At 72.2% G+C, this 23954-nt stretch carries 23 protein-coding genes and 1 pseudogene; 10 read left to right on the plus strand and 14 right to left on the minus strand.

What is annotated here, in order from left to right:
• The gene (locus AB0E85_RS11270) at positions 1 to 792 is read left to right on the plus strand and encodes an ABC transporter permease subunit (RefSeq protein WP_361924947.1); all 792 of its coding nucleotides are present in this window, start codon (positions 1 to 3) and stop codon (positions 790 to 792) included.
• Positions 793 to 812: 20 nt separating this feature from the next.
• Positions 813 to 1583, plus strand: a complete 771-nt coding sequence (locus tag AB0E85_RS11275) for an ABC transporter ATP-binding protein (protein ID WP_361924949.1) — start codon at positions 813 to 815, stop codon at positions 1581 to 1583.
• Positions 1584 to 1602: 19 nt separating this feature from the next.
• Here AB0E85_RS11275 and AB0E85_RS11280 read toward each other — a convergent pair whose 3' ends face one another.
• From AB0E85_RS11280 to AB0E85_RS11310, 7 genes are all read right to left on the minus strand, one after another.
• Positions 1603 to 2274 carry a GntR family transcriptional regulator gene (locus tag AB0E85_RS11280; RefSeq protein ID WP_361924951.1) on the minus strand — a complete coding sequence of 224 codons (672 nt, stop codon included), beginning with the start codon at positions 2272 to 2274 and terminating at the stop codon, positions 1603 to 1605.
• Between the two features lie 38 nt (positions 2275 to 2312).
• A complete protein-coding gene (locus AB0E85_RS11285) occupies positions 2313 to 3314 on the minus strand; it encodes a proline racemase family protein (RefSeq protein WP_361924953.1) in 1002 nt (333 codons plus the stop codon).
• 5 nt (positions 3315 to 3319) lie between these two features.
• On the minus strand, positions 3320 to 4210 hold the full coding sequence (locus AB0E85_RS11290; RefSeq protein ID WP_361924955.1) for a dihydrodipicolinate synthase family protein: 891 nt from the start codon (positions 4208 to 4210) through the stop codon (positions 3320 to 3322).
• Positions 4207 to 5571: an NAD(P)/FAD-dependent oxidoreductase gene (locus AB0E85_RS11295; protein ID WP_361924957.1), complete on the minus strand. Its 1365-nt coding sequence runs from the start codon at positions 5569 to 5571 to the stop codon at positions 4207 to 4209. Before AB0E85_RS11295 ends, AB0E85_RS11290 begins: the two co-directional genes overlap by 4 nt.
• Positions 5561 to 5902, minus strand: a complete 342-nt coding sequence (locus AB0E85_RS11300; RefSeq protein ID WP_361924959.1) for a (2Fe-2S)-binding protein — start codon at positions 5900 to 5902, stop codon at positions 5561 to 5563. The genes AB0E85_RS11295 and AB0E85_RS11300 overlap by 11 nt, the downstream gene beginning before the upstream one ends.
• Positions 5899 to 7062 (minus strand): FAD-binding oxidoreductase, encoded by a 1164-nt coding sequence (locus AB0E85_RS11305; protein ID WP_361924961.1) that lies wholly within the window; start codon positions 7060 to 7062, stop codon positions 5899 to 5901. The genes AB0E85_RS11300 and AB0E85_RS11305 overlap by 4 nt, the downstream gene beginning before the upstream one ends.
• A gap of 71 nt (positions 7063 to 7133) precedes the next feature.
• Complete coding sequence (locus tag AB0E85_RS11310; RefSeq protein WP_361924963.1) at positions 7134 to 7793, minus strand: hypothetical protein; 660 nt, start codon at positions 7791 to 7793, stop codon at positions 7134 to 7136.
• A gap of 238 nt (positions 7794 to 8031) precedes the next feature.
• Here AB0E85_RS11310 and AB0E85_RS11315 point away from each other — a divergent pair, with 238 nt between their 5' ends.
• From AB0E85_RS11315 to AB0E85_RS11325, 3 genes are all read left to right on the plus strand, one after another.
• Positions 8032 to 8691: a helix-turn-helix transcriptional regulator gene (locus AB0E85_RS11315; protein ID WP_361924965.1), complete on the plus strand. Its 660-nt coding sequence runs from the start codon at positions 8032 to 8034 to the stop codon at positions 8689 to 8691.
• A 32-nt stretch (positions 8692 to 8723) separates the two neighbouring features.
• A complete protein-coding gene (locus AB0E85_RS11320; protein WP_102912969.1) occupies positions 8724 to 9254 on the plus strand; it encodes a toxin-antitoxin system, toxin component in 531 nt (176 codons plus the stop codon).
• A gap of 162 nt (positions 9255 to 9416) precedes the next feature.
• Positions 9417 to 9641, plus strand: a complete 225-nt coding sequence (locus AB0E85_RS11325; protein WP_361924967.1) for a hypothetical protein — start codon at positions 9417 to 9419, stop codon at positions 9639 to 9641.
• A gap of 601 nt (positions 9642 to 10242) precedes the next feature.
• Here the strand turns inward: AB0E85_RS11325 and AB0E85_RS11330 are convergent.
• The gene (locus AB0E85_RS11330) at positions 10243 to 10899 is read right to left on the minus strand and encodes a 4'-phosphopantetheinyl transferase superfamily protein (RefSeq protein WP_361924969.1); all 657 of its coding nucleotides are present in this window, start codon (positions 10897 to 10899) and stop codon (positions 10243 to 10245) included.
• A complete protein-coding gene (locus AB0E85_RS11335) occupies positions 10896 to 11756 on the minus strand; it encodes a metallophosphoesterase (RefSeq protein ID WP_361924971.1) in 861 nt (286 codons plus the stop codon). Before AB0E85_RS11335 ends, AB0E85_RS11330 begins: the two co-directional genes overlap by 4 nt.
• 257 nt (positions 11757 to 12013) lie before the next feature.
• On the opposite strand from AB0E85_RS11335, the gene AB0E85_RS11340 reads away from it, so the two are divergent.
• The gene (locus tag AB0E85_RS11340; protein WP_361924973.1) at positions 12014 to 13150 is read left to right on the plus strand and encodes an ATP-grasp domain-containing protein; all 1137 of its coding nucleotides are present in this window, start codon (positions 12014 to 12016) and stop codon (positions 13148 to 13150) included.
• 4 nt (positions 13151 to 13154) lie between these two features.
• Here the strand turns inward: AB0E85_RS11340 and AB0E85_RS11345 are convergent, their stop codons facing one another.
• The 5 genes and pseudogenes from AB0E85_RS11345 to AB0E85_RS11365 form a co-directional block, all read right to left on the minus strand.
• Complete coding sequence (locus tag AB0E85_RS11345; protein ID WP_361924975.1) at positions 13155 to 13718, minus strand: cupin domain-containing protein; 564 nt, start codon at positions 13716 to 13718, stop codon at positions 13155 to 13157.
• Between the two features lie 187 nt (positions 13719 to 13905).
• Positions 13906 to 14037: pseudogene (locus tag AB0E85_RS11350) on the minus strand (alpha-L-fucosidase); the annotation flags it as partial.
• A gap of 4 nt (positions 14038 to 14041) precedes the next feature.
• Entirely contained in the window at positions 14042 to 17083 is a 3042-nt protein-coding gene (locus AB0E85_RS11355) for a glycoside hydrolase family 38 C-terminal domain-containing protein (RefSeq protein ID WP_361924977.1), read from the minus strand.
• 70 nt (positions 17084 to 17153) lie between these two features.
• Entirely contained in the window at positions 17154 to 18494 is a 1341-nt protein-coding gene (locus AB0E85_RS11360) for a 6-phospho-beta-glucosidase (protein WP_361924979.1), read from the minus strand.
• Between the two features lie 190 nt (positions 18495 to 18684).
• Positions 18685 to 19449, minus strand: a complete 765-nt coding sequence (locus AB0E85_RS11365) for a DeoR/GlpR family DNA-binding transcription regulator (RefSeq protein ID WP_361925048.1) — start codon at positions 19447 to 19449, stop codon at positions 18685 to 18687.
• A gap of 149 nt (positions 19450 to 19598) precedes the next feature.
• On the opposite strand from AB0E85_RS11365, the gene AB0E85_RS11370 reads away from it, so the two are divergent.
• From AB0E85_RS11370 to AB0E85_RS11385, 4 genes are all read left to right on the plus strand, one after another.
• A complete protein-coding gene (locus AB0E85_RS11370; RefSeq protein WP_361924981.1) occupies positions 19599 to 20651 on the plus strand; it encodes a carbohydrate kinase family protein in 1053 nt (350 codons plus the stop codon).
• A 46-nt stretch (positions 20652 to 20697) separates the two neighbouring features.
• On the plus strand, positions 20698 to 21975 hold the full coding sequence (locus tag AB0E85_RS11375; RefSeq protein ID WP_361924983.1) for an extracellular solute-binding protein: 1278 nt from the start codon (positions 20698 to 20700) through the stop codon (positions 21973 to 21975).
• Positions 21976 to 22099: 124 nt separating this feature from the next.
• Positions 22100 to 22984: a sugar ABC transporter permease gene (locus tag AB0E85_RS11380; RefSeq protein WP_361925050.1), complete on the plus strand. Its 885-nt coding sequence runs from the start codon at positions 22100 to 22102 to the stop codon at positions 22982 to 22984.
• Positions 22981 to 23829, plus strand: coding sequence for a carbohydrate ABC transporter permease (locus tag AB0E85_RS11385; protein ID WP_361924985.1), 849 nt, complete (start codon positions 22981 to 22983; stop codon positions 23827 to 23829). Before AB0E85_RS11380 ends, AB0E85_RS11385 begins: the two co-directional genes overlap by 4 nt.
• The last annotated feature ends 125 nt before the right edge of the window (positions 23830 to 23954 follow it).

The following is a 23954-nucleotide window of genomic DNA, read 5'->3' on the forward strand; positions in this document are numbered from 1 at the left end:
ATGCCGGGAGCTTGGGGGAGGGTCCTGCTTCGGCTGGTGTTCGCGATCGCCCTGCCCGCGGTGCTGGGGGCCGTCTGGTGGGCGGCGTCAGCCGGCAGCACGAACGTGTACTGGCCACCGCTGCGGACCGTCTTCGGTGTCTTCCCTGACGTGTGGACGGGTGAGCGGCTGCGCGGGGACGTGCTGCCCAGCGTGCTGCGGCTCGCGGCGGGTTACACCGCGGCGGCCCTCGCGGGGGTGGCGCTCGGCACCGTCATCGGCTCCTGGCGGCGGGTGCGGGCGCTGTGCGAGCCGGTGCTGGAGTTCCTGCGGGCGGTGCCTCCGCCGGTCCTGGTGCCGGTCATCATGCTGTTCGCCGGGATCGGCGACACGATGAAGATCGCGGTGATCGCGAGCGGCTGCGTCTGGCCGGTGCTGCTCAACACGGTCGAGGGCGTCCGCGCGGTCGACCCGGTGCTGGCCGAGACGGCCCGCTCGTACGGCATCACGGGCGTGGCCCGGCTGCGGGACGTGGTGCTGCGCTCGGCGAGCCCGCAGATCTTCGCGGGTCTGCGGCAGGCGCTGTCGATCGGGATCATCCTCATGGTGATCAGCGAGATGTTCGCGGCGAGCAACGGCCTGGGCTTCACCATCGTGCAGTTCCAGCGGGGTTTCGCCATCCCCGACATGTGGACCGGGATCCTGCTCCTCGGTCTGCTCGGTTTCCTCCTCTCGGTCCTCTTCGGGCTGGCCGAGCGGCGCGTGCTCGGCTGGTACCACGGCCTGCGCGAGTCCGGCCGGCGGTCCCCGTGAACCTCGCGAAAGGGCGGGTCATGCTCGACGTACAGGGCCTGCACAAGGTCTACGAGGGTTCCGGGCGGCGGACCGAGGCGGTGCGCGACCTGACCTTCGGCGTGGCGGCGGGGGAACTGGTCTGTCTCGTCGGGCCGTCGGGCTGCGGCAAGACCACCCTGCTGAAGTGCGTCGGCGGTCTGCTCGCCCCCACGGCCGGTGAGGTGCGGCTCGCGGGCCGCACGGTGGACGGGCCGCCGCCCGGCATGGCGTTCGTGTTCCAGGAGTACGGCCGCAGCCTGTTCCCGTGGCTGCGGGTCGGGCAGAACGTCGAACTGCCCCTGAAGCAGAAGCGGCTGAGCAGGGAGCGGCGCCGCGCACTGGTGGCGGACGCGCTGGCGTCGGTGGGGCTCGCGGACGCCGCCGGGGCCTACCCGTGGCAGCTGTCGGGCGGTATGCAGCAGCGGGTGGCCATCGCGCGGGCGCTGGCGTACGAGCCCGAGGTGCTGCTGATGGACGAGCCGTTCGCGGCGGTGGACGCCCAGACCCGGGCCGAACTGGAGGACCTCGTCCGGCGGTTGTGGCGGGAGCGCGGGATCACGATCCTGTTCGTCACCCACGACATCGACGAGGCCGTGTACCTCGGCGAGCGGGTGCTCGTGCTGTCGGCCTCCCCCACCGTCGTCCAGGAGCAGCTGACAATCGACCTGCCGGCCGAGCGGGACCAGCTGCACACGCGCGTGGACCCGCGCTTCGCCGCGTTGCGGACCCGGGTGTACGAACAGGTCCAGGCGGCGAAGCACGGCCGTTGAACCGGCGGCGTCCGGCTGGTCAGGGTGCCGCCCACAGGCCCCGTACGTGCCCCAGGTGCCGGGTCATGACAGCCCGTGCGGCCTGCTCGTCGCGGGCGAGCAGCGCGTCCAGGATCTCCAGGTGCTCCTCGGCCGACGCCTCCAGCCGCCCCTGCTCGGCCAGGGCCGTCAGACCGTAGAGCCGGGAGCGGCGTCTGAGGTCGCGTACGACGTCGACGAGGTGGCCGTTCCCGGCGAGGGCCAGCAGGCCGAGGTGGAAGCGCAGGTCGGCCTCGACGTAGGCGATGAGGTCACCGGCCGCGGCGGAGGTGACGATCTCCCGGGCGACCGGGCGGAGCGCTTCCAGGGCCACCGGGTCGGCCGTGCGGGCCAGCTCCGCCGTGGTGGGGATCTCGATCAGCGCCCGGATGTGGGTGTACTCGTCGAGCTGCCGCTCGGACACGGCGGTGACCCGGAAGCCCTTGTTGGGCACGGTGTCGACGAGTCCCTCCTTGGCCAGGTCGAGCATGGCCTCGCGCACGGGCGTGGCGGACACGCCGAAGCGGCCGGCGAGGCCGGGTGCCGAGTAGACCTCGCCGGGCCGCAGTTCACCCGCGATCAGGGCGGCGCGCAGCGCGTCGGCGACCCGTTCCCGGTGGCTGGGCTTCCTGCTGCCGAGCACGGGCAGGGCGGGGGTGTGCTGCGCGGCCATGACGGTCGGGGTTCCTCTCTGGTGCGCTGACAGGGTGGCTACAGGACGAATCCCGCCGGGAACGGGTCCTCGGGGTCCAGCAGGTACTGGGCGGTGCCGGTGATCCAGGCGCGGCCGGTGAAGCTGGGCAGCACGGCCGGGTGGCCGGCGATCTCGGTCGTGCCGAGCAGGCGGCCGGTGAAGCGGGTTCCGATGAAGGACTCGTTCACGAACTCGGTGTGCAGCGGGAGTTCGCCGCGTGCGTGCAGCTGTGCCATGCGGGCGCTGGTACCGGTGCCGCAGGGCGAGCGGTCGAACCAGCCGGGGTGGATGGCCATGGCGTGCCGGGAGTGGCGGGCGGTCGAGCCGGGGGCGGCCAGGTAGACGTGGTGGAGGCCGTGGATGGAGGGGTCCAGCGGGTGGACGGGCGGGCCCTCGGCGTTGACGGCGGCCATGAGGGACAGGCCGGCCGCGAGGATCTCGTCCTTGCGGGACCGGTCGAAGGGCAGGCCGAACCGCTCCAGCGGCAGGATGGCGTAGAAGTTGCCGCCGAAGGCAAGGTCGTACGTCACCGTCCGGCCGTCGGCGAGGGTCGCCTCGCGGTCGAGGCCGAGGACGAAGGAGGGCACGTTCCGCAGGGTGACCGACGTGGCTGCCCCGTCCTCGACGGCCACCTCGGCGACGACCGGGCCCGCCGGGGTGTCGAGCCGGATGGTGGTGACCGGCTCCACGACCTCGACCATGCCCGTCTCGACGAGGACGGTCGCCACGCCGATGGTGCCGTGTCCGCACATGGGCAGATAGCCGGATACCTCGATGTAGAGGACGCCCCAGTCGCAGTCGGGCCGGGTCGGGGGCTGGAGGATCGCGCCGCTCATGGCGGAGTGGCCGCGCGGTTCGTTCATCAGCAACTGCTTGACGTCGTCGCGGTGTTCGCGGAACCACAGCCGCCGTTCGTTCATGGTGGCGCCGGGGACGGTACCGATGCCGCCGGTGATCACGCGGGTCGGCATGCCCTCGGTGTGCGAGTCGACGGCGTGCAGGGCGAGTCTGCTGCGCATGGTCCTCAGCCCAGTCCGGCCGCGAGGGCCTTCTCCGTGGCGGCGCGGACCGCCGCCTCCTGCCCGGGCAGCAGCGCGGCGCGGGGCGGGCGGCAGGGCCCGCCGTGGCGGCCGGCGATGTCCATGGACAGCTTGATGGCCTGGACGAACTCCACCTGGGAGTCCCAGCGCAGCAGCGGGTGCAGTTGCCTGTACAGAGGCAGGGCCGTGCCGAGGTCGCCGACGGCGGCGGCGCGGTACAGCTCGGCGCAGGAGCGGGGCAGCGCGTTCGGGTAGCCCGCCACCCAGCCCTTGGCGCCGGCGACGGCCAGCTCCAGCAGGACGTCGTCCGCGCCGATGAGGAGGTCCAGTTCGGGGGCGAGTTCGGCGATCCGGTAAGCACGGCGGACGTCGCCCGAGAACTCCTTCACGCCGCGGATGTACCCCTCGCCGTGCAGCCGGGCGAGCAGCTCGGGCACGAGGTCGACCTTGGTGTCGATGGGGTTGTTGTACGCGACGACCGGCAGCCCCGACCGTGCGACCTCGGCGTAGTGGGCGAGGACGGAGCGCTCGTCGGCGCGGTAGGCGTTCGGCGGCAGCAGCATCACCGCGCGGCAGCCGGCCTCGCCGGCCTGCTCGGCCCAGCGCCGGGCCTCGGCGGACCCGTACGCGGCGACGCCGGGCATCACCCGCTCCCCGCCGATGGCGGCGACGGCCGTCTCGACGACGCGGGCCCGCTCCTCGGGGGTGAGCACCTGGTACTCGCCGAGGGAGCCGTTGGGCACGACGCCGTCGCAGCCGTTCCCGACGAGCCAGGCGCAGTGCTCGGCGTACCTGTCGTAGTCGACGGAGAGGTCGTCGTTCAGCGGGAGCGCGGTGGCGACGAGGACGCCGCGCCAGGGGTGGTGGTCGGTCATGACAGTCCCTCCTGGGGGTGTTGCCGGGCGAGGACGCCGAGCGGTACGGGACGGGCGAACGGACGCTTGGCCGGGGTGGGCGCGCAGCCGGCGAGCCCGGCGATCGCGGTGCCGCACATCCGGCCCTGGCACCAGCCCATTCCGGCCCGGGTGAGCAGCTTCACGGTGCGTTCGTCGCCCGCCCCGAGGTCCAGGGCCTCGCGCACGGCCCCGGCGGTGATCTCCTCGCAGCGGCAGACGACGGTGTCGTCGGTGATCTGCTCGGTCCAGTGCGCGGGGAGCGCGTAGGCGGAGTCGAGGGCGGCCGCGGACCGCCGGAGCGCCGTACGGGCCTTGAGGGCGGCGGGAGCGGGACCGGGGGCGGTGCCGTGCAGGTGGGCGGCGACGGAGCAGCCCGCGATGTGCCCCTCGGCCAGGGAGAGGGCGGCGCCGCCGATGCCGGTGGCCTCGCCGGCCGCCCACACGCCGGGCACGTCCGTGCGCTGCTCGGTGTCGACGGCCACGGCGAGCCCGTCGAGGCGGCAGCCGAGGCTCTCGGCGAGGTCGGTGTGCGGGAGCATGCCGTGCCCCGCGGCGAGGGTGTCGCAGGGCAGGTGCCGTTCGGTGCCGGGCCCGACGTGCCCGTCGGTGTCGAGGGCGGCGACGGTGACACCGGTCAGCCGGTCGTCGCCGTGGGCCCGGACGACGGTGTGCCGGGTGAGGACCGGGACGCGGTGGCGCAGCAGCCCGGCGGCGTGTCCGGCGCCCTCGGCGAGCCTGCCCGCCAGGGCGGGGGCGTGCCTGGCGAGACGCCGGGCGCCGGTGGACTCCACGAGTGCGGCGACCTCGACGCCTGCTGCCGCGAGCCCGGTCGCCACGGGCAGCAGCAGCGGCCCGGTGCCGGCCACCACCGCTCGGCGCCCCGGCACCACGAGCCCGCCCTTGAGCATGGCCTGGGCTCCCCCGGCCGTGACGACGCCCGGGAGCGTCCAGCCGGGGAAGGGCAGCACCTGCTCGTGGCCGCCGGTGGCCAGGAGCACGGTGGCGGCGGACACCTCGACGGACTCCTCCTGCTCCGGCCCGAGCAGGGCGTGCACGGTGAAGCCGTCCGGCGTGCGCTCCACGCACCACACGTGGTGGTCCGTCAGGACGCGTACGGCACTGGCGGCGAGGCCGTCGCGCAGCCGCTCCCAGGTCGGCCACCCGTGGTGCAGCGCCTCGGGTTTCCTGGCGCCGAGGCCTGCGGCGGGCTGCCGGTAGAACTGCCCGCCGGGCTGCGTCGCGGCGTCGAGGACGGTGACCCGTACGCCGCGCGCGGAGGCCGCCAGGGCGGCGGCGAGGCCGGCCGGTCCGGCCCCGATCACGGCGAGGTCAGTCCGCACGGCGCGCCTCCTCGTGCCCCGTCCCGTCCCCGGTCTCCCCGTGGCCGGTGCCCTCCTGCGTGCCGATCTCGTCCCCCGGCCGCACCGGCACCAGGCAGGCCCGTTGGTTGGGGCGGCCGTTGACGGTCACCAGGCAGTCGAAGCAGACGCCGATCCCGCAGAACACCCCGCGCGGACGGCCCTCACGCCGGGTGTCACGCCACGAGGTCACCCCTGCCGCCCACAGCACGGCGGCGACCGTCTGCCCGGGCAGCGCCTGGACCGGCCGCCCGTCGAACGTGACCGTGAACGCGGGGCCGGGCCTGGCCCCGGCAAGTTCCAGCGGGTTCACTCGGCCTCCTCCGTGAAGCGGGTGAAGCGGTCGGGCCGGAACGGGCCGAGGTCCAGATCGGGCGTGCGCCCTGTCAACGCCTGGGCGATCAGATGCCCGGTGCCGGTGGCGAGCCCGATGCCGGCGCCCTCGTGCCCGCAGGCGTGGAAGAGCCCGGGCGCCCGCGGGTCGGGGCCGACCGCGGGCAGGTGGTCCGGCAGATACGGCCGGAAGCCGGCGTACGTCCGCATCGCCCTCACTCCGGCGAGGAACGGGAAGAGCCCGGTCGCCCCGGCCGCGAGCGCGCGCACCGCCGGGAGCGACAGCGACCGGTCGAAGCCGACCCGTTCGCGGCTGGCGCCGATGAGGACCGGCCCGGCCGGGGTGCCCTCCACGACCGGGGAGGTATGCAGCGCCGCGGAGTCGCTCGCCACGTCGGCCACGTAGTCGGCGGCGTACACCTTGTGCCGGATGCGCGGCGGCAGCGGTTCGGTGACCAGGACGAAACCCCGCCGGGGCAGCACCGGCAGCGAGACTCCGGCGCGGGCCGCGACCTCACCGCCCCAGGTGCCGGCCGCGTTGACGACCGCGGGGGCGTGGAGGTCGCCCCGGTCCGTCCGCACGCCGCGCACCGCGCCGCCCGGGCCGCGCAGGACCCCGGTCGCCTCCCGGCCGGTGAGCACCCGGGCCTTCGAGGCGCGCAGCAGGTGCGCCGCCGCGAGGGCGGGCATCACCTGCGCGTCCTGCGGGTAGTGCATGCCGCCCGCGAGGCCGGGGGCCAGGTACGGCTCCAGGTCGGCGAGCCGGTCGGGCGGCACCGGGACGGCCTCGACCCCGGCCGCCCGTTGCCCTGCGGCGAGCTTCTCCAGCCCGGCCAGGGCCCGGTCCGTGCCGGCGACGACGACACCGCCCTTGGCCTCGTACTCGACGGCCTCGCCCAGCCCCTCGCGGGCCAGTGCGGCCCACAGCCGGGCGGACAGCAGGGCCAGTTCGAGCTCCGGACCGGGTTCCTTGTCGGAGACGAGGAGGTTCCCCTCCCCCGCTCCGGTCGTACCTCCGGCCACCGGGCCCCGGTCCACCACGACGGTGTCCAGGCCCGCGCGGGCCGCGTACAGGGCGGTGGCGGCGCCGACGACACCGGCTCCCACCACCACGACATCGCAGGTCAGCGACTCGCTCACGTCAGTACTATGTCACACACCACAGGGTCTGGGAATGGTGCGGCGCCGGCCGGCCGACCGCGCGGGAGCGGTCAGTCGGCCACGGGGACGACCCTCAGGTGGGAGGCGGTGCGGCGCGTGCGGCGCTCCCTGGTCGCGGAGCGGCGCGCCTCGCGCAGGACGAACGTGAGCCGGGCGCAGCCCAGTTCCTCCAGCGTCCTGGACGTCTCGATGACGATCCGGCATTCGGTGGAGCCCCGGCGCGGGTCCGGGTGGAGCAGCGGCCGTACGGCGCCGTCCTGCTCGACGGCGTCCTCGCCGACCGCGCGGATCCAGTGCGGCAGGCCGTGCCGGTAGGCGGCCTCCATGATCGGGTCCTGGGCGATGTCGCGGCGGATGGCCTGGAGGCCGTGGTCCGGGCCGTGATTCTCCACGGTCCGTGCGAAGTGCGCGAGCATCGGCAGGCACCAGCTCGCCTCGTGGTCGCCGAGCACCGCGGGGGCGTCGGGGTGGAAGAGCACGAACCGGAGGAAGTTGTCGCCCGGCATGGCCGTCGGATGCGGGCCGGCCTCACGGAAAAGTGACCGGAAGGCGCTGTTGGTCAGCACCACGTCCCAGGAGTGGTCGACGACGAGCGCGGGGAAGGAGACACCTTCCAGGAGCCCGGCGTAGTCCTCCAGGTAGGCCTGGGCCTCGGGAGTCTCGTGGACGGGCCGCGGTGCCGGCCGCCGCCCTCCTGCCTGATATGCCATCGGGAGGTCACCCCTCTTGCCTGTGCGGCCTTGACGCGGCGCCCCGATCCTGCTGCCCCGGGCTGAGGCGTGTCAACTATCGTGGCATTTCATGCCTGTTGACGGCTGAAATTGGCCACAGTTGTGGCGAGACCTGGATGTGAGTTCGAAGCACCGGCTACGCTCCGGGAAGTTCACGCCGGGGTAGGTCACGGCATCCACTTGTGAGAAGCCTGTGAGATACGTAGGAGATCTGTCGGTGAAGGGTGGCTTCGTCGAGGGTCCGGGCGCCACGCCGACGGCCGTGCTACCGGCCGTCGTGTCCCGTGTCGGCGCGCTCGCCGACCGCCTCGGCGTGCCGCACGCCGAGGTCTTCGACATCGGCCGGCTGTCCGTCGCCTCGGGAGTCCCCGACCCCGTCGTCAAAGCCCTGCTCAGTGGCCGGCCGGCGGGCGAACCCGACGTGCAGGCCCGGTTCCTGCAACGCCTGGACCTGCTGCGCCGGACCCGGCTCAAGCCCAACGGCCGCAAGTACACCCAGCAGGAGATCGCAGACGGTGCGGGCATGTCCCGCCAGCAGGCCGGCGCCCTAATCAACGGCGACCGGCGACCGACCATGGAGCACTGCGACGCCCTCCAGCGGTTCTTCCGGGTGCACGCCGGCTTCCTGACGGCCGAGGACCCCGAGGCGCTGCTGAGCGCCCTCCAGCACACCGAGCAGGAGCTGCTGCAAAAGCTCGCCGACCGCGAGCGGCAGGCGGCCGCGGCGGCGGACGACCCGCTGGAGCGGCTGCTACAGGACCACGGCGTGCGCGGCATCGCCTGGCGGGCCGCGCAACTGCCCACCGACCAGCACCGCGACAAGGTCGCGGAGTGGCTGGACATGCTCCTGGAGAGCGTCAAGCGGCCCGAGTCGTGACCGTGGGGAGAACTGTGGGCATCGGTAAGGAAATGCGCCGTCTGTGCGGCGAGCTGGTCGCGGAGCTGACCCTCCCCGCGCCGGCTCGCCCCGAGGAGCTGTACGCCGCCCTGTGCGACGGCATGAGCAGACGCCGCGGCCGCCCCGTCCGCTTCCGAACGGCCGCGTTCCCGCCCGGGACGGCCAGCGGGCTCTGGCTGGACATGGCCGAGCAGGATCTCGTCGTGATCGAGGAACGCACCGCTCCCGAGCACCAGTTGGTGATCCTGGGCCACGAGCTGTGGCACATGAAGGCCGGGCACTGCTCCCACCACGTCGAGGGCGCCGCCGTCGCGGCCCGGCTGCTCGACGACGGCGCCGACCTCCAGGCGACCGTGCTGAAGGTCGCCGCGCGCACCCGTTTCGACCTCGACGACGAGAAGGAGGCCGAGAGCTTCGGCCTGCTGCTCGCCAGCAAGTGCCGGGCCTGGCTCGCCGGTTCGTCGTCGCGGGGGCCGGTGCAGCGGGATCATCTGGCGGGGCGGATCGAGGCGTCGCTGGGGTATCGCGGACCGCAGGGCTGACGGCCGTCCAGCGCTTCCGCCTCCGCCGAGCGGGCGAACCGGAGGACTGCGGGGCCGGATTGTCAGTGGTGGGCGGCAAGCTGGAGGGGCGCCACCGCTGTGCGGGGCGTGCGCGCCGCGAGGGCGCGGGACCGACGACGCCGACACGGGGAGAGCCGACCGATGCCCACCGCCGTTCTGACCGATCGCGAACGCACCGCCGTCCAGGCCTATCTGCGGCTGCTGCACACCGTCCGGGCCGCCTTCGACGTGGAGGGAGGCCCGCCGCTGGTCCCGCCCACGGTGCTCGCCGAGGCGGAACAGGCCTTGGAACAGGCCGGACTGACCGGCAACGAGGAGGCGTTCTTCCGCCTCCTGGAAAGCTGGTGCCCGGAGCCGAGCCCCTGACCTGCGCACCGGGAGCGGGCTCCGCCTTCGAGGCGGACACGCCGGGCGGCAGACTCGAAGCCGGGCCCGCGCTCCCGCGCAGGGCCCGGACCGCGGGCCGGCCGCAAGGCCCGGACGCCGGCGGACGCCCCAGGCCGCACGCCGCGAGCGGGCCCCGACGCACGCTGAGGTGTCCTGTCCGCCCCCTGGAAGCCGGCCCCGGGGCGGACGGCCCGGCCGCGGACCGCACACCGGCGGACGACCCTGGCCGCAGGCCGGAAGCGGCCCCGGCGGCCGACCGAGCAGCCCAGGCCGCGGCGTAAAGCCCGGGCGAGCCCGACAGGCAAGCCGGGCGCCTGCGGAGGCGGGACCGCGCACCGACGGGCAGCCCGGCCGCAGGACAAAAGCGCCCCCGGCGGCCAGCCGAGCAGCCCAGGCCGCGGCGTAAAGCCCGGGCCAAGCCCAACAGGCAAGCCAGGCGCCTGCGGAGGCGGGACCGCGCACCGACGGGCAGCCCGGCCGCAGGACGGAGACCGGTCCCGGGCGGCCGTGGCCGCCCGGTCGGGTTTTCGGGACGGAAGGAGGCTCCGCCCTGGAGTTGGGAGGAGTGCCGCGATGCGGGTCAGGTGAGGGGTACCGCTATCGCCGTCACGATCAGGCCCCGCCCCGTCGTCCAGCGGCCGTCGAAGTGGCCGACGCGGCGGGTGCCCACCCGTGGGCCGGGGACGAGCAGCGTCGCGCGGAAGGTGCCGTCGGCGGTGAATTCGATGTCGGCCTCCATGAAGTCCAGCCACTTCCCGGTGAGGGGGAACCACGCCTTGTAGACGGACTCCTTGGCGCTGAACAGCAGCCGGTCCCAGTGGATGTCGGGGCGTTCGGCCGCGAGCCCGCGCAGCCGGTCCGCCTCGGCCGGCAGGGACACGGACGGCAGGACGCCCTCGGGCAGCGGGCCGTGGGTCTCGGCGTCGATGCCGAGGGACGCGAGGTCGGTGGTGCGGACCAGGGCGGCTGCGCAATAGTCGTCGCAGTGGGTCATGCTGCCGGCCAGCCCGGCCGGCCAGCGGGGGGCGCCGCGTTCCCCGGGCAGGATCGGCTGCGGCGGCACGCCGAGCTTCTCCATGGCGCGGCGGGCGCAGGAGCGCACGGCGGCGAACTCCCTGCGCCGCTTGGCGACCGCCCGGGTCAGGAGGGCCTCCTCCTCGGGGAACGGAGTGTCCGCGTCCTCGTGGCCGTAGGCCTCCACGGCGACCACGGTCTCCGGCAGCAGTTCCTCGATCACAGCTCCTCGCCCTCTCTCGGCAGGACGCGCCGCAGCCGCCCCGGCGGCCCGGGCCGCTTGCTCCACTCGCGCGGATAGCCCACCGACACCTCCTCGAAGCGCACGCCCTCGTGCCAGGTGGTGCGGGGGATGTGCAGATGGCCGTAGACCATCGCGTGCACGCGGAACCTCCGGTGCCAGTCGGCTGTCAGGTCCGTGCCGCACCACATGGCGAACTCGGGGTGCCACAGGACGTCCATCGGATGTCGGTGCAGCGGGTAGTGGTTGACGGGGATCACCGGCAGGTCGCCGGGGAGTCCGGCGAGTCGGCGTTCGGTCTCGGCGACCCGGGCCCGGCACCAGGCCTCCCGGCTCGGGTAGGGGTCGGGGTGCAGCAGGTACTCGTCGGTGCACACGATCCCGGTCCCGTGCGCGTACTCCAGGCCCTGCTCCTTGGTCGTGCAGCCGGCCGGCAGGAACGAGTAGTCGTACAGGAGGAACAGTGGGGCGACGGCGACCGGCCCTCCGGGTCCATCCCACACGGGGTAGGGGTCCTCGGGTGTCGTCACGCCGAGTTCGCGGCACATCTCGACCAGGTACTCGTACCGGGCGACGCCGCGCAGGGTGACGGCGTCGCCCGGATGGGTCCACAGCTCGTGGTTGCCGGGCACCCACACGACCTTGCGGAAGCGGGCCGCGAGCGTCTTCAGGGTCCAGCGGATGTCCGCCACCGTCTCCGCGACGTCCCCGGCGACGAGCAGCCAGTCGTCGTCCGTCCCGGGGCGCATGTCCTCGACCAGGGCGCGGTTCTCCGGGTATCCGATGTGCAGATCGCTGATGGCCAGCAGTTGTGCGGCGCCACCGGCCGTCGACGTCACCTCTCGCCCCCTCCGCGCGCACCCGGACGTCACCAAGAGATCACATCCGCGCGAGGGGGAGCAAGAGCGGCCAGGGGCCGTGGCCGGAGAATTCCTTCACACGCGCGTTGCACGACGAGGGCTGCCGAAGCCGTATGATCTGGCCCAACACCACCGCTACGAACTTCCCTTTCACAGGGGCGGTTTGGTGTCCCTCCCTTTTCTTGCCCGGGCACGGGTTGCTCAGCCCTGCCCGCGAACCCTGAAAGGCGGCCTGCATGGTCTCTCGCGTACGCGTCTGGCTCAACCGCACGTACGCGGAGAACGTGTTCTTCATGGATCAGCTGCGGAGAAATCCCAGCGACCGGGCCGTCGAGATCCACGCCACCCACGGCGACCCCGACTCCCCGGTGCTGGCCGCAGCCGACACCGCCGAGCTGGAGCCCGAGAACCTGTCCCCCGCCGGGTACGTCGAGTACGCGCTCGACCAGTGCGCGCGGCGCGGCATCGACGTGTTCGTGCCCCGGCTGCACCAGTCGGCGATCGTGGCGCACCGCGCCGAGTTCGAGGCGGCCGGCACCGCGGTGCTGGCGCCGCCGCCCGAGGCCGTGGCCGTCTTCCACGACAAGGTGATCGCCTACGAGGCGGTCCAGGCGATCGGCGTGCCGGTGCCGCCGTGGTACCGGGTCCGCTCGGAGGACGAACTCGTCGCCGCTGTGGAGGCGTTGGAGGCCGGCGGGCACAAGGCGTGCTTCAAGCCGGCGTCCGGGGCCGGCGGGGTGGGCTTCCGGGTGATCACGCGTACGCCCTTCTCGCTGATGCAGCTGAGCGGTTTCCCGAGCCCGTACGTGCCGCTGGACCTGGTGCTGGAGGCGCTGCGGCAGGCGGAGGAGCCGGTCGACTGGCTGGTGATGCCGCGTCTGGAGCAGCCCGAGGTGTCGGTGGACTGCCTGACCGGTCCGGACGACCGGGTCCGGCTCGCGGTCGGCCGCACCAAGAACGGCCGCCGCCGGGGCTTCACCCTGCACGAGCAGTGGCTCGACCCGGCCCGGCGGATCGCCGAGGGCTTCGGTCTGCACTACCTGTCGAACATCCAGTTCCGGATGTTCGGCGACCGGCCGGTCCTCATGGACGTCAACACCCGCCCGGCCGGCGGGCTGCACCAGCTGTCGCTGTGCGGGGTCAACGCCCCGTGGGCCGCCGTGCAGCTGGCGCTCGGCGAGGACCCGGGTGACATGGTGCCGCCGTTCCTGGGCCAGGACTACACGGTGGTGTCGGGACCGCGCCCGCTGCGGCCGGTGTCGCTTCCGCAGCAGCGGCCGGAAGCGGCGGAACCACTGCCCGCGGTGCACGCGCCCACGGCCGCCGAACCGGTCGGCTCCGTCGGAGCGGCGGCCCAGGCGCTGCCCCTCTGAGGCCTCAGGCCCTGGCCGCGAGCGCCTCGCGCCAGACGGGGCTGTCGACGTAGTGGTTGTCGAAGCGTTCGGAGGAGTCCCTGATCTCCTGCGGGTCGGCCTCGCCGCGCATCACCCGGCCCAGCAGCCGCAGATAGTCGAAGCGCCCCGCGCCCGGGGTGAAGACGAACAGCACGTCGGCCGTCGCACCGGGCGCGGCGGCGAAGGCGTGCGGGGTGTGCGGCGGTACGAGGAGGAAGTCGCCGGCCCGCAGCACGGTGATCTCCTCGCCCACCAGCACCTGGAGCGCTCCGTCGATCACGTAGAACATCTCGGACGCCTCGGTGTGCAGATGGGCGGGCGCGCCGGCCGCACCCTCAGCGAACGTCGACCGGTAGGCGGTGAGCCGCCCGCCGGTGTTCCCGGAGTCGGCGAGCAGGGTCATCACACTGCTGGGGTCGCGCGTCGTCTCGGCCTCGGCGGCGCGGGTGAGGACCGGCGCGAAGCCGCTGCTGTTTCCCCTTTCGTTCTGCGTCGTCTCGTTCTGCGCCGTCTCGTTCTGCGTCGTCTCGTTCTGCGTCGTCGTCATGCCATCGACTCTAGGGAGCCGGGCGACCCACGACAGGGGGCATTCCGGCGCCGGAATCGTGGGTCAATCTGGCGATATCAGAAGCGGCCCCCGCCCCTCGGTACAGCTCCAATTCTCCTTCCAGTTCGACGGCCAGCACGGTGGCGTGCGGGTCGAGGTCCGAAGCCGTCGGGGGCTTGATCCTGCGGGACATGTAACGGTCGTGCGGCACGATGTCGTCGTAGAACGACCAGGACTCCTGGACGCCGTCGACGGCGTAGATGCCCCAGTGCACGAAGATGCCGAGCTCGGCGTCCTCGAACCACGGCTGCACGGCCATGAGGTCAGCTCCTGCGCAGCCGGAGGGTGAGGATCTGGAAGGGCCGCAGCGTGACGGCGACGGTGCCGTCGGTGATCTCCGCCTCCTCCAGCGGTCGCTCCAGCAGGTCGGTGACCTGGGCTCCGGCCAGCGGGAAGCCGGTGCGCAGGGTACCGGTGGCCCGGCCGCCCCGGGACTCGTAGAGCCGTACGACGACGTCGCCGGAGGCGTCGTCGGCGAGCTTGACCGCCTCCACGGTCACGCCCTCGCCCTCCACGGAGACCACCGGTCCGGGGGCGCCTGCCGCGTCGGCCACCCGGAGCGGCAGGTTGAGGGAGTAACCCTCGGCGACGGCGTCCTCGATGGTCGCGCCGGGCAGGAGCGCGTAGGTGAAGCGGTGGCGGCCCTGGTCGGCCTCGGGGTCCGGGATGCGCGGGGCGCGGACCAGGCTGAGGCGGACGGTGGTGGTGGTGCCGCCGTCCTCGCGGACCGTGCGGGAGACGTCGTGGCCGTAGGTGGAGTCGTTGATGACGGCGACGCCGTAGCCGGGTTCGCCGAGGTGCACCCAGCGGTGGCCGGAGACCTCGAAGCGGGCCGCCTCCCAGCTGGTGTTGGTGTGAGTGGGGCGCTGGATGTGACCGAACTGGATCTCGGCGGAGGAGTGCGGGGCGCGGATGTCGACCGGGAAGCCCGCCTTGAGGATCTTCTCGGTCTCGTGCCAGTCGATGTCCGTCTCGATGTCGATCCGGGGGCTGCCGGCGCGGACGCTGATCGTCTGGGTGATCGTGGAGCCCTTGCCGAAGGCCCGCTCGACGCGGATGGCGCCGATCAGCGGATCCTGCTCGACGACCGTGACGGACGAGGCGTCGAGCAGGTCCGTGTAGCGGTTCTTGTAGTGCTTGTCGATGTCCCAGGCGTCCCAGTAGTTGGGCAGGTCAGTGTGCAGGCGGAGCAGGTTGCCGGGCTCGGCGAGGACCTCGCGGCCGGCACGCAGGTCACGGACGGACGACAGGGTGCCGTCCTCGGCGACCTCCACGCGGACCAGTCCGTTGTCGAGGACCAGGCCGTTCACCGTGACGGCCTGCGGGGGCGCCGCGTCGGCGAGGGGCGCGGAGCCGCCGGCGGGCACCTCCACGTACACCGGTGCGCCGTCGGTGGTGCGGACCACTTCGGCGCGGTCGTAGGGGCTGGTGTTGAAGGCGCGGGGTTCGCCGGTGCCGAGCGCGGCCACCGCCTCGGCGGTCAGGGCGTGCAGCTCCCGCGCGACGCGGGCGTACTCGGCCTCGGCCTCGCGGTGCACCCAGGCGATGGACGAGCCGGGCAGGATGTCGTGGAACTGGTGCAGCAGCACGGTCTTCCAGAGCCGGTCCAGCTGCTCGTGCGGGTAGGCGTAGCCCGGCGCGTGCAGGGCGGCCGTGGTCGCCCAGAGTTCGGCCTCGCGCAGGAGGTGCTCGGAGCGGCGGTTGCCCTGCTTGGTGCGGGCCTGGGAGGTGTAGGTGGCGCGGTGCAGCTCCAGGTAGAGCTCGCCGACCCACACCGGCGCGTCGGGGTACTCCTCCCTGGCCTTGGCGAAGAACTCGTCGGGGTGTTCGACGACGACCTTGGCGGAGCCCTCCAGGTCCGCCAGCCGGCGGGCGCGTTCCATGATCTCGCGGGTGGGGCCGCCACCGCCGTCGCCCCAGCCGAAGGGGGCCAGGGAGCGGGAGGCGCCGCCCTTCTCCGAGTAGTTGCGGACCGCGCGGGACATCTCCACGCCGCTGAAGCGGGCGTTGTAGGTGTCGACCGGCGGGAAGTGGGTGAAGATGCGGGTGCCGTCGATGCCCTCCCACCAGAAGGTGTGGTGGGGGAACTTGTTGGTCTGGTTCCAGGAGATCTTCTGGGTGAGGAACCACTCGTTGCCGGCGAGCTTGGCGATCTGCGGGTAGGCCGCGTTGTAGCCGAAGGAGTCCGGCAGCCACACGCCCTTGGTCTCGATGCCGAAGTGGTCCATGAAGAACCGCTTGCCGTGGATGAACTGGCGGGCGACGGCCTCGCCGCCGGGCAGGTTGCCGTCGGACTCGACCCACATGCCGCCGACCGGCGCCCACTGGCCGTTCTTCACCGACTCCTGGATGCGGGCCCACACCTTGGGGTAGTGGTCGCGGACCCACTCGTACTGCTGGGCCTGGGAGCAGGCGAAGATGAAGTCGTCGTACTCGTCGGCGAGCGAGGTGACGTTCGAGAAGGTGCGGGACGTCTTGCGCTTGGTCTCGCGGATCGGCCAGAGCCAGGCGGAGTCGATGTGGGCGTGACCGACGCCGGAGATCGTGTGCGCGCTGGCGTGTGCGGGCTTGGACAGCGCCGGCTTGAGCGCCTCGCGCACGGCGGCGGCCGAGCCGGAGACGTCGTCCAGGTCGAGCAGGTCCATGGCCCGGTCGAGGGCGTGGGCGATCTCGTGCCGGCGCGGGTCGTGCTCGCCGAGCTCCAGCATCAGCTCGCGCAGCACCTGGACGTCGAGGTCGAGGTGCCAGACCTCCTCGTCGAGGATCGCGATGTCGGCGCTGCGGAAGGTGTAGAGGGGCTTGTCGCCCGCGGTGAGCTTGTCACCGAGGGGCGTGGGCCTGGAGAAGTCGTCCGCGAGGATGTCCGGGTTGGAGGCGGCCTCGACCAGGTAGTCGACCGTCTCGCCGCCCCGGGCGGGGTTGGCGATCGCCACGTACTGGTTGAGCGGGTTGACGGCCTTCAGCGGGGTGCCGTCGGTGAGGTGGACGAGGGCCTCGGCCTGGTTGCCGGGCCAGTCGCCGACGAAGCCGAGGTCGATGACGGCCTCGACGCGCTTTCCGGCCCACTCGGCGGGCACCCGTCCGCGCATGCGGAACCAGGTGGTGCCCCAGGGCGGGCCCCACGGGGTGCCCATCGTGAACGGCTCGTAGGAGGCGGCGGCGGCTTCCTCGAACGGGACCGGCTCCCCGGGGGCCTGCCAGGCCTCCACCTCGAAGGGGACGGTGGCCGCGTAGACCGCGGACTTGATGCGCTGGTCGTGAAGGCGCTGCACGCGCTCCTCGATGCGGCGGCTTTCGTCGTGCATGGGATGTCTCCAGGAAGCGGAAAGAGCGAGCAGGCGGGAAGCAGCGGGGAAAGCGCTTACCGATCGGCGTTCACCTAAGGTACGCCAACCCCGGGTGGACGTCGGTGTAGCCCTCGACCAGCCTGCGGGCCACGTTGACGGAGTCGACGAGCGGGTGCAGGGCGAAGGCCTTCACGGCCGTCGCGCGGGAGCCGGAGCCGGCGGCGGCCAGCACCTCGCGCTCGACCGCCTTGACCGCGCAGACCAGGCCGGTGGCGTGGTCGGGCAGCGGGTCGACGGTGACGGGGTGGGCTCCGTTGGCGTCGACGAGGCAGGGCACCTCGATGACGGCTTCCGCGTCCAGGACGGACAGCGTGCGCCGGTTGCGGACGTTGAGGATCAGGGTGGTGCGCTCGTCCCGGGCGATCGCCCGCATCAGGGCGAGGGCCACCTTCTCGTAGCCGCCGGACAGGTCGTCCTCGTCGCGTTCGCCGGCGCCCGCGGTCTCGCGGTTCTCGGCCATGTACGTGGCCTCCCGCTCGGCGCGGGTGCGGTCCCAGACCTTCAGGGCGGGGGCGTGCGGGTTCTGCATCTCGGCGTAGAAGCGGGCCTGCTGGTCGTGCAGGAACGCGCCGCGGGTCTTCTCGGCCTGCTGGTAGGCGCGGACGGCCTCGCGGTTGAAGTAGTAGTAGTGCAGGTACTCGTTCGGGATCGCGCCCAGGGAGCGCAGCCAGTCGGGGCCGAAGAGCTTGCCCTCCTCGAAGGAGCCGAGCAGGTCGGGGTCGGCGAGCAGCCGCGGCAGTTCGTCGCGGCCGGCGACGCGCAGGCCGCGCACCCAGCCGAGGTGGTTGAGGCCGACGTAGTCGATCCACGCCTCCGCCGGGTTCTTGACGCCGAGCACCCGGGCGATACGGCGGCCGAGGCCGACCGGGGAGTCGCAGATGCCGATGACCCGGTCGCCGAGGTGGCGGGACATGGCCTCGGTGACCAGTCCGGCCGGGTTGGTGAAGTTGATGACCCAGGCGTCGGGGGCGAGCCGGGCCACCCGCTGCGCGATGTCGACGGCGACCGGGACCGTGCGCAGGCCGTAGGCGATGCCGCCCGCGCCCACCGTCTCCTGGCCCAGCACGCCCTCGGCCAGGGCCACGCGTTCGTCGTTCGCGCGCCCCTCCAGGCCGCCGACGCGGATCGCGGAGAACACGAAGTCGGCGCCCCGCAGGGCCTCGTCGAGGTCGGTGGTGGCGGTCACCCCGGGAGCGTCGGCCACCCCGGCCGCCTGTTCGGCGAGGACACGGGTCACCGCCGACAGCCGCCCGGCGTCCAGGTCGTGCAGGACGACCTGGGTCACCCGGCCCTCGGCATGGTCCTGGAGGAGCGCTCCGTACACCAGCGGCACGCGGAAACCTCCGCCGCCCAGAATCGTCAGCTTCACCGGGTTCCTCCGATACGGCGGGCCGCGTGCGGCATGTGGCGGGGACCGGACACGCGCCACCTCCTTGAGCTTGCTTCAGGACCCCGGGCCGGTGCCGGCCCGGCTGGTGCCGAGGGTGGGGGATCTTGCCGTGCACCGGACGGCGGGGCGGCCTGAGCCGGCGGTCCGCCCGCCTCGGCCGGGGGAGGGTTCACGCCTGCCCCTTTCCCGCCACGACCACCTCGACGCCCGCCTCCTGGAAGGAGGCCCGCGTCGCGGCGTCGACCGGCTCGTTCGTCACCACCGCGTCCAGTTCCTCGGGACCGCAGACCTTCGCCATGCCGTGCCCCGGGAACTTGGCCGCGTCGGCGAGCAGCACCACCTTCTCGCCGGCCTTGATCATGGCGCGCTTGACCGGCACCTCCACGACCGTCGTGTCCATGACCTGCCCGCCGGGCCGCACCCCGCTGGTGCCGAGGAAGAGCCAGTCGGCGTGCAGCTGGCGCAGGTTGTCCTCGGTGAGGAAGCCGACCAGGGAGCGGTACTCGCGGCGGACCATGCCGCCGAGCAGGACCAGCTCGATGCCCTCGTCGTCGGCGAGCTCCTCGTAGACCACCAGGTTGCTGGTGATCACGGTGAGGCGGCGGCCGTGCAGCTGCCGGGCCAGGCGGTAGGCCGTCGTCCCGATGTCCAGCAGAACCGACTGGCCGTCCCTGATCATCGCGGCGGCCCGTTCGGCTATGGCGTCCTTCTCACTGACGCGCACCTCGGCGACCTCGGCGAAGGGCTGGTCGCCCTCCTCCACGACGGCGCCGCCGTGCACGCGCGTGAGCAGTCCGTCTTCTTCCAGTTTGACCAGGTCACGCCTGATAGTGGCGGGACTCACCCCCAGCTGCTCCGAGAGGTCGGTCACGGCCGCGGGCCCGCCGGCGCGCAGGGCCCGCAGGATGAGTTGGTGTCGTCGTTCTGCCAGCACGGCGTGCACATTACTCGTCATCTCCAATCATCGCCATGCTTATTTCTGCTCGGGTATTGACCAATCTCGCTGAGCGGCGCACGATTCCGGTCACCGAAATGAAGAGTTTTGACGATCTCCGTTGAAGCCGTGAGCGAGAGGACAGATCCGTGGACGGTGACCGGCCCGATGTGCTGCTGACCGGGCTGCTCTTCTACGACCTCGTCCTCACCGGGCTCGGCAAACCGCCGACGCCGGGCGAGGAGATCTGGACCCGGGGCATGGGCTGCGGCCCGGGCGGCATCGCCAACCTCGCGGTGGCCGCCTCCCGCTTCGGCCTCACGACCTCTCTGGCCACGGTGTTCGGCGACGACTTCTACGGCGCGTACTGCCGGGACGTCCTGTGCGGCCAGGAAGGCGTCGACCTCTCGCTCTCCCGTACGGCGGACGGCTGGCCGACCCCGGTCACCGTCTCCGTCGCCCACGGCCACGACCGGGCCCTGCTCACCCACGGCCAGGAGCCGCCGTACTCGCAGGACGTGCTGATGGGCGACCCGCCCGACGCGCGGACCGCCCTGGTGCACATCGAGGCCCGGCCGCGCGCATGGCTGGCCAAGGCCGCGGCGAACGGCACGCAGATCTACGCCGACGTCGGCTGGGACCCCTCACAGCAGTGGTCGACGACCCTCCTGGACCAGCTGGCCCTGTGCCACGCCTTCCTCCCGAACGAGACCGAGGCGATGGCCTACACCCGCACCGACAGCGCGATGGCCGCGCTCGGCACGCTCTCGGAGCTGGTGCCGGTCGCCGTGGTGACCCGGGGCGGGGACGGCGCCATCGCCGTCGACCAGATCACCGGCGAGTACGCGGAGGTCCCGGCCCTGGACACCGACGTCCTGGACGCGACCGGCGCCGGGGACGTCTTCGGCGCGAGCTTCGTCGCGGCGTCCCTGGGCGGCTGGCCGCTGGCGGAACGGCTGCGGTTCGCGGTGCTCGCGGCCGGGCTGTCCGTCCGGCACCACGGCGGCGCCCTCGCGGCCCCCGGCTGGCACGGCGTCGAACGCTGGTGGCGTTCCCTGAGCGACCCCGGGCTGCGCCGCGCCTACGGCTTCCTGGCCGACCGCATCCCGGCCGATCCCGGGCCGCCCGTGCACCACGCCCCCGTCACCCCGCCCGCCCCTCACACCCCCGTCGGTCCGCGCGCCTGCGAAGGGCCGCACTGACCCTCCCGCCCCTCTCCACGTCGAACAGGAACAACAGGAGTGCCCCGTGGATCTTTCTCGTAGAGGCTTCCTCCAGGCCGCCGCGTTCACCGCGGCCGCCTCCGGTCTGACCGTCGCCTGCGGCGGCGGATCCGGCTCGGCCGGCAGCAAGAACGGCAAGAACCTCACCTTGTGGTACTGGGGAGGAGCGCTCAGCGACAAGGTGGTCGCGGAGGCGAAGACCCACTTCGGCAAGGAGGTGAAGCTGACCGTCGCCTCGATCGGCGGCGACTTCAAGTCGAAGCTCGTCACGACCCTCTCGGCGGGCACCTCGGTGCCCGACATCACCGGCATCAAGGGCGAGGACATGGCGTCCTTCCTGCCCAACGCGAATCGCTTCCTCGACCTGAACGACCTGGGCTTCAAGGAGATCTCGTCCCAGTACCTGGACTGGAAGACCAAGCTCGCCCGGACCGAGGACGGCAAGCAGATCGGTTTCCCGATCGACATCGGTCCCACCGCGCTCTTCTACCGCGCGGACCAGTTCGACAAGGCCGGGCTGCCCACCGACCCCGACAAGGTCGCAGCCGAGGCCGGGAGCTGGGAGGACTACTTCGCCCTCGGCGTCGAGCTGCGCAAGAAGCTGCCCGGCACCTACCTGGTCAACAACATCAGCTCGGTCTTCACCATGGCGGTCGGGCAGGGCACCGAGCGGTTCATCGACAGGGACAACCGCTTCATAGGCGACCAGGACCACATCCGCAAGGCGTGGACCACGGCGGTCCGCCCCTACACCCTCGGTCTCGACGCCAAGATCAATGACAACACCTGGAACGCCGCCATCGGCAAGAACCTGACCACCGAACTCGGCGCGGCCTGGCACGCGCTGGACATCGAGCAGGCGGCTCCGGACACCAAGGGCAAGTGGCGGGTCTGCGCGATGCCCGGCGGACCGGCCAACCAGGGCGGCTCCTACCTGGCCCTGCCCAAGCAGTGCCGCAACCCCGAAGAGGCGTTCAAGATCATCAGCTGGATCCTCAGCCCGGAGAACGACGCCCGCGGCTTCGCCGACGCCGCCATCTTCCCCGCCGCGCCCACCGCGTACTCCATGCCGGCCATGACGGGCGGCGACCCGTTCTTCGGCGGACAGAAGGTCATCGAGGTGTTCGGCCCGGCCGCCAAGGCCATCCCGGCCGCCTACGAAGCACCCGCCGACGCCGCCGTCATGGCGCCTTACATGACAGCGCTGACCAGCATCGAGGCCAAGGGCACGAAGCCCGAGGACGCCTGGCAGGACGCGGTCGGGCAGGCCAGGCAGATCGCCCGGCGACAGGGGGTGAAGTGAGGTGACGTCACCTCCGGTCACCGGCCCCGCCGCGGTGCCCCGGCGCCACGGCGGGCCGGGCCCGGCCCGCTTCCGCCCGCGGCGTACACCGCCCGCGGGCACGGTACGGCCCAGGCGTCGCGGGGTGCTGTCCCACTGGCGGCAATACCTGGCGATCTCGCCCTTCTTCCTGATCTTCGGCGCCTTCTCGTTCTTCCCGGTCTTCTACTCGCTGTACCTCGCCTTCCAGCGCTGGGACGGCATGGGCACCATGCAGTTCGTGGGTCTGGACCAGTTCCGGTTCCTTCTGGACGACCCGGTCTTCTGGATGTCGATCCGCAACACGCTGGTGATCTGGGTCCTGTCCACCGTGCCCACGCTGTTCGGCGCCCTGGTGCTGGCGACGCTGCTGCATTCGGTGCGGCGTTTCAAGGGCTTCTACCGCATCGCCCTCTACATACCGAACGTGACGTCGATCGTCGCCGTGTCGATCTTCTTCGGCGCGGTGTTCAGCAACAACTTCGGCCTGGTCAACGCGATCCTGGGCACGGTCGGCATCGCACCCGTGCCGTGGCTGAGCAATCCGTGGCTGATCAAACTGGTCATCGCGCTGCTGATGACCTGGATGTGGACCGGCTACAACATGATCATCTATCTGGCCGGTCTCCAGGCCATTCCCACGCAGATCTACGAGGCGGCCAGGCTGGACGGCGCCGGACCCGTCCGCACGTTCTTCCAGATCACCATGCCGATCATGCGGCCGATCATCCTGTTCACCGTCGTCATCTCGACCATCAACGGCCTCCAGAGCTTCAGCGAACCCCAGGTCCTGTTCGGCAGCAACGCCGCCAACCCGAACCTCGGCGGTCCCGGCCAGGCGGGCCTGACCACGCTGCTGTACTTCTACCAGTCGGCGTTCGTCAACAACGACTACGGCTACGGCGCCGCCATCGTGTGGGCCTTCTTCGTACTGATCCTGGTGCTGGTCCTCATCAACTGGCGCCTCGTGCAGCGCGGGAGGAAGTCATGACCGCAGTGGTCAAGAGGCGGTCACGGCGCCCCAAGGGCCTGACCGCGCACCTCGTGCTCGGTCTGGCCGTGCTGGTCTCGGTCTTCCCGTTCGTGTGGACGATCGTCATGGCGACCAACACGACCCAGGACATCTACAAGAGCCCGCCCAAGCTGACCTTCGGTTCCCACCTGCTGGAGAACGTCCGGCACGTGCTCGGCACCATCGACTTCTTCGGGTCGATGCTCAACACGATCGTCGTCGCGTCCGTCACCACCGTCCTGGTCCTGTTCGTCGACTCCCTGGCGGCCTTCGCCTTCGCCAAGTTCGACTTCCCCGGACGCAAGGTGCTGTTCGCGCTGCTGGTGGGGTTCATGATGCTGCCGCTCCAGCTGGCCGTCCTGCCGCAGTTCATCCTCATGTCCGACATCGGCTGGGTCGGCACGCTCAAGGCGCTGGTGCTGCCCGCCCTCGCCAACGCCTTCGGCATCTTCTGGCTGCGCCAGTACATCGCGAACGGAGTGCCGGACGAACTCCTCGACGCCGCGCGCATCGACGGCGCCGGCTTCTTCCGCCAGTACTGGAACATCGTGCTGCCGATGATCAGGCCCGCGCTGTCCTTCCTCGCCATCTACGCCTTCGTCGGTGCCTGGAACGACTACATCTGGCCTCTCGTCGTGCTCACCGACCCCGGCCACCTCACCCTTCAGGTGACGCTCGCCCAGCTCCACGTCGGCCACACCACCGACTACAGCATGGTCATGGCCGGTGTGCTCATGGCGTCCGTACCGCTGGTCGTGGTCTTCACGATCTTCGCCCGCGGGTTCATATCGGGTGCCACGGAGGGGGCGGTGCAGGGCAGTTGACGCGCCTCGAAGGGGCGCGGGGGACGGCGCGACCGGCCACCGCGGGAGCGCAGCCGGAGAACCGGCGGTCGGTCCCGAGCTCGTAGCAGTCACACAAGAGAGGCACCCCCGTGACGGAGGTCAAC

The sequence above is a fragment of the Streptomyces sp. NPDC029044 genome (assembly GCF_040637495.1).
GTDB lineage: Bacteria > Actinomycetota > Actinomycetes > Streptomycetales > Streptomycetaceae > Streptomyces.